We start from the raw sequence: 6,946 nt of genomic DNA, 5'->3' as shown, positions 1-6,946 counted from the left end.
CGGCTTCGTCAACCAGTCCGACGGCGAGGTGCGCATCGACAGCGAGCCCGGCAAGGGCGCGGCCTTCGTCCTCACCCTGCCGCCCTCCGACCGCCCGGCCCAGGACCGCTCGGCCGAGGCCGCGCCCCAGGCGCTGGTCGGCGGCTCCGAGCAGATCCTGGTGGTCGAGGACGATCCCTCGGTGCTGGCCCTCACCGTCGAGATGCTCGGCGGCCTCGGCTACCGCACCCTAACCGCGACGAGCGCCGCCGAGGCCCTGGAGGTGATCGACAACGGCGCGGTGGTGGACCTGCTGTTCTCCGACATCGTCATGCCCGGCGGCGTCAGCGGCGTTGGCCTCGCGCGGGCCGCCCAGGAGCGCAGGCCGGACCTGAAGGTGCTGCTCACGTCCGGCTTCGTCGGCGACCGACAGGCGCTGGAACAGGCAGGCTATCCGGTGCTGGACAAGCCCTACCAGATGCAGGCCCTGGCGGCGAAGCTGCGCGCGCTGCTGAACGGCGAGGAGACCAAGCGGCCGCGCCGGCGCCGCGGTTCGGCGACCCAGGCCGCCGCCGCCGGCTAGTCCTTCGCCGGGAGGACGCCGCGGGCCCGAAGCCGAAGCATCGAAGCCAGCCGGCGGGCGTGCAGGCGCTGGCCCTGGTCGTCGCCGCTGGTGAGGGTCAGCGACCTGGCCATCCGCTCCAGGGTCGCCGGATCGTCGGTGCTGGCGAAGGCCCCGGTCAGCATGGCGATCTCCGCCTCCAGTTCCTCCCGCATGGCCGGCGGGCAGGACTGCACGACGCCTTCGTCGAAATCGATGACCTGGCCGGGAGGCTCTGGCTTCGGGTTCTTGCGTGCGCTCGGCATAACATATGTGGGCTTCGTGGATGTCGCGGGTGAGAAGCCCTCAGACCCGCCCCGGTTCCTAGCGCCAAGCCCTGGAGCAGCGCGATCCCAAGTCCTCCCGCAGGGCAGGAGGACGGCGAAGCGGTGGGGGGCATATGCGCCGAGTTCCGGAGTCAGCGCCCTTGAAGCCCCCTCAGTCTCTCCGGAACAGCTCCCCCTAGAGGGGAGCATCTTGAAGCTCAGACCTCAAACGTCTCCAGCCGCACCTGGTAGACGACGCGTTCGCCGGGCGCGAGCAGAGCCATGCCGGTATCCACGCCTGGCGCCCAGACCGAACTGTAGGGGTCCGCGAGGTTGAACTGCGGCTCGACGACCACGAAGGCCTTGTCCGGCGGCGCATAGACCTGCAGCGCCTTGACCTGCGGCGTGGCGGTGGAGATCCGCAGGCCGTAGCCCGCCGCGGGGTCGAGCACCTCGCACACGACCTGCCCGGCGTCGTCCCGCGCCAGGTCGGTGAAGCAGTCGTCGAGATAGAGCCCGTCCAGCGCGCGCCCCTGGCGGAAGTCGAACGCGGTGCCGGCCACCGGCGCGATCTCGCCCGTGGGCAGCACCTCGTCGTAGTTGTCAGCCGGCGCCCGGGCGCCCGCCGGCAGCCGCAGCACCGCCTGGTCGCGCCGACCGCTGGGGAGGTTGAAGTAGGGGTGCCAGCCGACGCCGAGGGGCAGGGGGCCGTGCCCGACGTTGACGGTCTCCACCGTCAGCTCCAGCGCCCCGCCGGCGAGCGCATAGCGCACCCGCACGTCCGCCCGGCCAGGCCAGCGGCCGCCGAAGTCGCCGGCTTGCAGATGCGCCTCCACCTGCGCCTGCGTGGGCTGGCTCACCTGTGCGGCCCGCGCGTCCAGGATCAGGCCGTGCATGGCGTACTGGCGCGCGCCCGGGTCCTTGCCGCCCCAGTTGCGGGGAAGCCGCGCCGGCCGGCCCGCCACTTGCGCCTCGATCTCCCGCGCGCCGGGGACGTCCTGGCCGGTGATCCGGTTGGCGTAGGGCAGCAGGATCGCCCCGCCGAGGCTGAAGGCCTTGTTGCCCGCGAAGTCCTCCGGTCCCCCGTCCAGCAGCCGGGCGGCCTCCTCCAGCGGCGGGGCGGTGAGGGCGTCGAACTCGCCGAGCCGAGGATGCCGGACCCGCGCCTGCAGCAGCGTCATGCCCCGGCCGGGCAGCACGGTGGCGTGGGCGAACCCGGAAGGCGCCTCGGCGTCTGTCAGGGTGACGGCGCTCGCCCCGCCGATCTCGACGGCCTGGCTCATCAACAACTCCGCATGCGGGGGCGGAGGGTCAGCGCACTTCGGCGGCGACCTCCGAAAAACGCAGCTGGCGCGCTTCGGCCTGCAGCCGCCGCACAGTCGGCTCCTGGTGTTCCGAAGGCGGCACGACCGGCACGGTCAGGCACACGCTCTCGGCCGGCAGTACATCGCGCCAGTCCTTGATCAGCTGCTTGTAGCAGCGGCCCACCGGGCGGATCTGGCGGTTCATGTCGTAGAGGCCCACCGGATGGACATGGCCGTTCGGCTCGCGCAGGGCGGTGTCCCAGTCCATCTGGTCGGTCAGCGAGTACCAGGTGAAGCCCACCGTCGGCACCCCGTCGTTGCGCACGCGCAGCACATTGGCCCACTGCTTCCACAGCCAGTTCACCGCCTCGTCGCCGTTCGGGCCTTCGACGATGTTGGTCTCGGTGTGCATCACCGGCAGCCGATACCGAGCATGGTACTGCCGGGTGATCTCGGAGTAGCCGAAGATCTCGCCGGAGGCCCGGTGGGAGCCGTCGGCCGACACGCGGTGCTCGTTTGTCCAGTAGTAGTCGTTGCCCAGGATGCAGTGGTGGCGCAGGCGATTCGATAGGAAGAAGTGGTATTCGTCCCGCGTCAGGCCGTTGTCCAGCAGGTACTCGTACATCTCCGAGTCGACCCGGTGGCCGTAGTTCAGGTCCAGCGACAGGAACCGCTTGGCGTTCTCGATTTCCGCCGGCTTGATGGCGGCCGGGTTCTCTGCGTGGAAGTATTCCGAGGACTCGCTCTGGATGAAGATCGCGTCTGAGCGGACTTCGAGGATAGCCTTCATCGCCAGGACGTTGGCCTTGACGATGTGCTTCAGCGCCGTGACGAACGTCTTGTCCGTCTTGCCCTCTTCGTTCCACCAGCCGAACTTGGCCGAGAACTGGGCGCAGATGAACATCTCGTTGACCGGGGTGTAGAGCTGCACCCACGGGAAGCGCCGGGCGAAGGCGGCGGCGTACTTGGCGAACTGCGCCGGAAAGTCCGGGTTCTGGAAGTCGCCGATCCAGTCCGGCACGCCGAAGTGGCACAGATCGACGATCGGCACGATGTTGCGCCGGTACAGCTCGCCGAAGGTGATGTCGGCGAACTCCCAGTCGTAGCGCTCCGGTCCGATCAGCGTCGTATGGATCGGCGGCCCGTAGCGGAGATACCGGATCCCGATCTCGTCGAGCAGATCGAAGTCGGTGCGCCAGTGCCGGTAGTGGCCGCACGACTCCATCTGGTCGACACGGATTGTGCCGCCCTTGATCTTGGGGATGGAGTTCTCAATCCCCGTGGCGAACATGAAGGCGGAAATGGCGCGTCCCTCCGAATAGCCGCGTCCAGCGGGGGCCCCGGCCTACAACGGCGCCAGGGCTCTGTGGTTCACGCGGGAGCGTCGGATCGTCGTTGCTAAATTCGGTGGGCGGAGAGGCCTATTCGGCCGCGACGGCGACGCCGAGCGCGGCGTCCACTTCACCAATCTTGCGGCAACGGTCGAGCTGCGCCAGGGAGTCAACGCCGTTTTGGACGTTCCTGACCCAGGCCTTGTCCCCGCTCACGGCGATTACCGTGAAGTGCGGGTGATAGTTCTCGCCGGTGCGCACCAGGTCCCCGACGCGGATATCTTCGTCGTGGGCTCGTTGGTGGGTAATCGAAAACACGTCAGAATAGCTGGGCAGCGACATTTGGGACCCCTCCCGATTCACTTCCTAAGGATAGTAGACCCCGGTCTCTGAATGGAACCGAAACGCGCTGGTTATGTTGTCGCAGCCGATCGATTAAGAATTCGGCAATTTCGTCAAAATCGCCGTAGCGCTGCGGGGAGGGACTTGTGACGAGTCTAAACTGCGTCATCGATTCGCGCGACATTCTGGGCGAGGGGCCCGTCTGGGACTCCCGGTCGGGACGTCTTTTCTGGTTCGATATCAAGGGCAAGAAGCTGCACTGGTACGCCCCCGAGAGCGGCCGGAACGGGACCTTCGACCTGCCGGTCCGGTGCAGCGCCGCGGCGCCCCGCGCACGCGGGGGACTGATCGTCGCATGCGAGAACGGACTGGCCGAATTCGACCCTGGGTCGGGCCGGCTGGAGATGATCAACCCGATGCCGCTGGGTGAGGGCTTCCGCTCCAACGACGGCAAGATCGATGTCGCCGGCCGGTTCTGGTGGAGCTCGATGGACGACAACGGCGGCGCCCGCCCCGGCGACCTCTATTGCACCGGGGGCGACGGCTTCACCGAAAAGGTGCTGGAGGGGATCCACATCCCCAACACCATCTCCTGCAGCCCGGAGGGCGACCGGCTCTACGTGGCCGACTCCAAGCTGGCGACCATCTTCCTCCACGACATGGACCCGCAGACCGGCGCCCTGTCCAACAAGCGGGTGTTTGCCGACACCAAGGCTGCCGACGGCGCGCCGGACGGCTCGGCCGTGGACGTCGAGGGCTATCTCTGGAACGCCCAGTGGGGCGCCTGGCGGATCGTCCGCTACGCCCCCGACGGGACCATCGACCGGATCGTTGAGACGCCCATCGAGCAGCCCTCCAGCTGCGCCTTCGGAGGCCCGGACCTCGCCACCCTCTACGTCACCAGCGCCCGCGAGGACCTCTCCGACGAGGCGCTGGCCCGCCAGCCCCAGGCCGGAGGCCTGTTCGCCTTCGATCCTGGCGTCCGCGGCCTACCGCTTCCCAGCTTCGCCGGCTGATTTGGCTGAACCGCTCGGCGCGTTCTGGGTTAAGCATCGGGGCTTCCTCTAACCCCCGGGGGATCACGTGAGCCGACGCCCGTTTCGGAGCGGCAAGAGCTACGGCAAGCTCGACCGCGACGGTTTCATTCACCGCAGCTGGATCAAGGGCACAGGCTTGCCCGACCATGTGTTCGACGGCCGACCGGTCATCGGCATCTGCAACACCTGGTCCGAGCTGGTCACCTGCCAGTTCCACCTGCGCGACCTGGCCGAGTACGTGAAGCGCGGCGTCTGGGAGGCCGGCGGGGTGCCGATCGAATTCCCGGCCATGAGCCTGCCCGAGACCCAGATGCGGCCCACGGCCATGCTGTTCCGCAACCTGCTGGCCATGGAGGTGGAGGAAAGCATCCGCGCCAACCCCATCGACGGCGTCGTGCTGCTCGGCGGGTGCGACAAGACCACCCCGGGCCAGCTGATGGGCGCGGCCAGCGTGGACCTGCCCACGATGGTGGTCTCCTCCGGCCCGATGCTGAACGGCAAGTACGAGGGCCGCGACATCGGCTCGGGCACCGACGTGTGGCGCTTCTCCGAGGCCGTGCGGGCCGGCGAGATGACGCTGAAGGACTTCCTGGGCGCCGAGAGCTCGATGAGCCGCAGCCACGGCACCTGCAACACCATGGGCACCGCTTCGACCATGGCCAGCCTGATCGAGGCGCTGGGCATGAGCCTGCCTCAGAACGCCGCCCTCCCGGGCGTCGACAGCCGGCGCAAGGCGCTGGCCCACCTCACCGGCAAGCGGATGGTCGAGCTGGTCGAGCAGGACATCAAGCCCTCGCAGATCCTCACCCGCGAGGCTTTCGAGAACGCCATCCTGGTGCACGCGGCCATCGGTGGCTCCACCAACGCGGTGGTCCACCTGCTGGCGCTCGCCGGCCGGGTCGGTGTGCCGCTGAGCTTGGAGGACTTCGACCGGCTCGGCCGCGAGGTCCCGCTGCTGGTCAACCTGATGCCGTCGGGCAAGTACCTGATGGAGGACTTCTGCTACGCCGGCGGCGTGCCGGCCGTGCTGAGCGAGATGGGCCCCGTCCTGCGGCGCGAGGCGCTCACCGTCTCCGGCCACACCCAGGGCGAGATCGCCGATCAGGCGAAGGTGTTCAACCGCGACGTCATCGGCACGATGCAGGCGCCCATCGGCCCTTCGTCGGGCGTGTGGGTGCTGCACGGCAATCTTTGCCCGAACGGGGCCATCCTGAAGCCCAGCGCCGCCAGCCCCGAGTTGCTCACCCACCGGGCCCGCGCCGTCGTGTTCGAGGACATCGAGGACTACAAGGCCCGCATCGACGACCCGGACCTCGAGGTCGACGAGACCTCGATCCTGGTGCTCAAGGGCTGCGGGCCCAAGGGCTATCCCGGCATGCCGGAGGTTGGGAACATGGCGCTGCCGCCCAAGCTGCTGGCCAAGGGCGTTCGCGACATGGTCCGCATCTCCGACGCGCGGATGAGCGGCACCGCCTACGGCACCGTCATCCTGCACGTCTCGCCGGAGTCCGAGGCCGGCGGCCCGCTGGCCCTGGTCAAGACCGGCGACGAGATCGAGTTCGACGGCCCCAACCGCCGGCTCGAGCTGCTGGTCGACGAGGCAGAGCTCGCCCGCCGCCGGGCGGAGTGGGAGGCGGCCCGCAAGGCCTCCGACTTCACCCGCGGCTGGTACCGGCTCTACATAGACACGGTGCTGCAGGCCGACCAAGGCGCGGACCTCTCCTTCCTGGTCGGCAAGTCGAGCGCCGACGTCACCCGGGAATCCCACTGATGGGCGAGGCGGCCCTGCTCGCGTGCGACTGGGGCACCACCAACCTGCGCGCCTGGACCCTGAACGCGCGAGGCCAGGTCATCGGCGACCGTGACTTCCCGCTGGGCGTATCGCGGCTCGCGCCCGGCGAGGCGGCCCGCCGCTTCGCCGAGGAGGTCCGCCCGGGCCTTGCGGCCGAGGGGCTGCCGGCCGTGCTCTGCGGCATGATCGGCTCCAACCTCGGCTGGACGGTCGTGCCCTACCTCGACTGCCCGGCCGCCGCCGAAGACCTCCGCCGCGCCATGGTCGAAGTCGAGCCTGGCGTGCGCATCGCGC

Annotated in this window: 8 protein-coding genes; 4 read left to right on the top strand and 4 right to left on the bottom strand. The window is 69.0% G+C overall.

Annotation, left to right across the window (positions count from 1 at the left end):
• A partial coding sequence (locus VHK87_RS17570) for a response regulator (RefSeq protein ID WP_329636188.1) occupies window positions 1–562 on the top strand: 562 nt, incomplete at its 5' end.
• On the opposite strand, the gene VHK87_RS17565 is transcribed toward VHK87_RS17570, so the two are convergent.
• The 4 genes from VHK87_RS17565 to VHK87_RS17550 all read right to left on the bottom strand — a co-directional run bounded on the left by VHK87_RS17565 (window position 559) and on the right by VHK87_RS17550 (window position 3,823).
• Window positions 559–846 (bottom strand): hypothetical protein, encoded by a 288-nt coding sequence (locus VHK87_RS17565; RefSeq protein ID WP_329636187.1) that lies wholly within the window; start codon window positions 844–846, stop codon window positions 559–561. The genes VHK87_RS17570 and VHK87_RS17565 overlap by 4 nt on opposite strands.
• Before the next feature lie 218 nt (window positions 847–1,064).
• Window positions 1,065–2,129, bottom strand: a complete 1,065-nt coding sequence (locus VHK87_RS17560) for an aldose 1-epimerase (RefSeq protein WP_329636186.1) — start codon at window positions 2,127–2,129, stop codon at window positions 1,065–1,067.
• 28 nt (window positions 2,130–2,157) lie between these two features.
• The gene (locus tag VHK87_RS17555) at window positions 2,158–3,441 is read right to left on the bottom strand and encodes a family 1 glycosylhydrolase (RefSeq protein ID WP_329636185.1); all 1,284 of its coding nucleotides are present in this window, start codon (window positions 3,439–3,441) and stop codon (window positions 2,158–2,160) included.
• 130 nt (window positions 3,442–3,571) lie between these two features.
• A complete protein-coding gene (locus VHK87_RS17550) occupies window positions 3,572–3,823 on the bottom strand; it encodes a hypothetical protein (protein WP_329636184.1) in 252 nt (83 codons plus the stop codon).
• Window positions 3,824–3,969: 146 nt separating this feature from the next.
• Between VHK87_RS17550 and VHK87_RS17545 the strand changes: the two genes are divergently transcribed.
• The 3 genes from VHK87_RS17545 to VHK87_RS17535 all read left to right on the top strand — a co-directional run.
• On the top strand, window positions 3,970–4,839 hold the full coding sequence (locus VHK87_RS17545) for an SMP-30/gluconolactonase/LRE family protein (protein WP_329636183.1): 870 nt from the start codon (window positions 3,970–3,972) through the stop codon (window positions 4,837–4,839).
• 67 nt (window positions 4,840–4,906) lie between these two features.
• Window positions 4,907–6,631 carry an IlvD/Edd family dehydratase gene (locus tag VHK87_RS17540; protein ID WP_329636182.1) on the top strand — a complete coding sequence of 575 codons (1,725 nt, stop codon included), beginning with the start codon at window positions 4,907–4,909 and terminating at the stop codon, window positions 6,629–6,631.
• Window positions 6,631–6,946: 2-dehydro-3-deoxygalactonokinase (locus VHK87_RS17535; protein WP_329636181.1), on the top strand; the 316-nt coding region annotated here is incomplete at its 3' end. The genes VHK87_RS17540 and VHK87_RS17535, both read left to right, overlap by 1 nt.

Origin of the sequence: Phenylobacterium sp. (genome assembly GCF_036263695.1) — a bacterium.
Lineage (GTDB): Bacteria > Pseudomonadota > Alphaproteobacteria > Caulobacterales > Caulobacteraceae > Phenylobacterium.
Note: the sequence above shows the minus strand (reverse complement) of the source record. Positions and strands in the feature narration are given on the sequence as shown.

Bases quoted from the DNA above. Each gene is read 5' to 3' on its own strand.
- VHK87_RS17565 (WP_329636187.1), bottom strand. From the start codon at position 846: ATGCCGAGCGCACGCAAGAACCCGAAGCCAGAGCCTCCCGGCCAGGTC.
- VHK87_RS17560 (WP_329636186.1), bottom strand. From the start codon at position 2,129: ATGAGCCAGGCCGTCGAGATCGGCGGGGCGAGCGCCGTCACCCTGACA.
- VHK87_RS17555 (WP_329636185.1), bottom strand. From the start codon at position 3,441: ATGTTCGCCACGGGGATTGAGAACTCCATCCCCAAGATCAAGGGCGGC.
- VHK87_RS17550 (WP_329636184.1), bottom strand. From the start codon at position 3,823: ATGTCGCTGCCCAGCTATTCTGACGTGTTTTCGATTACCCACCAACGA.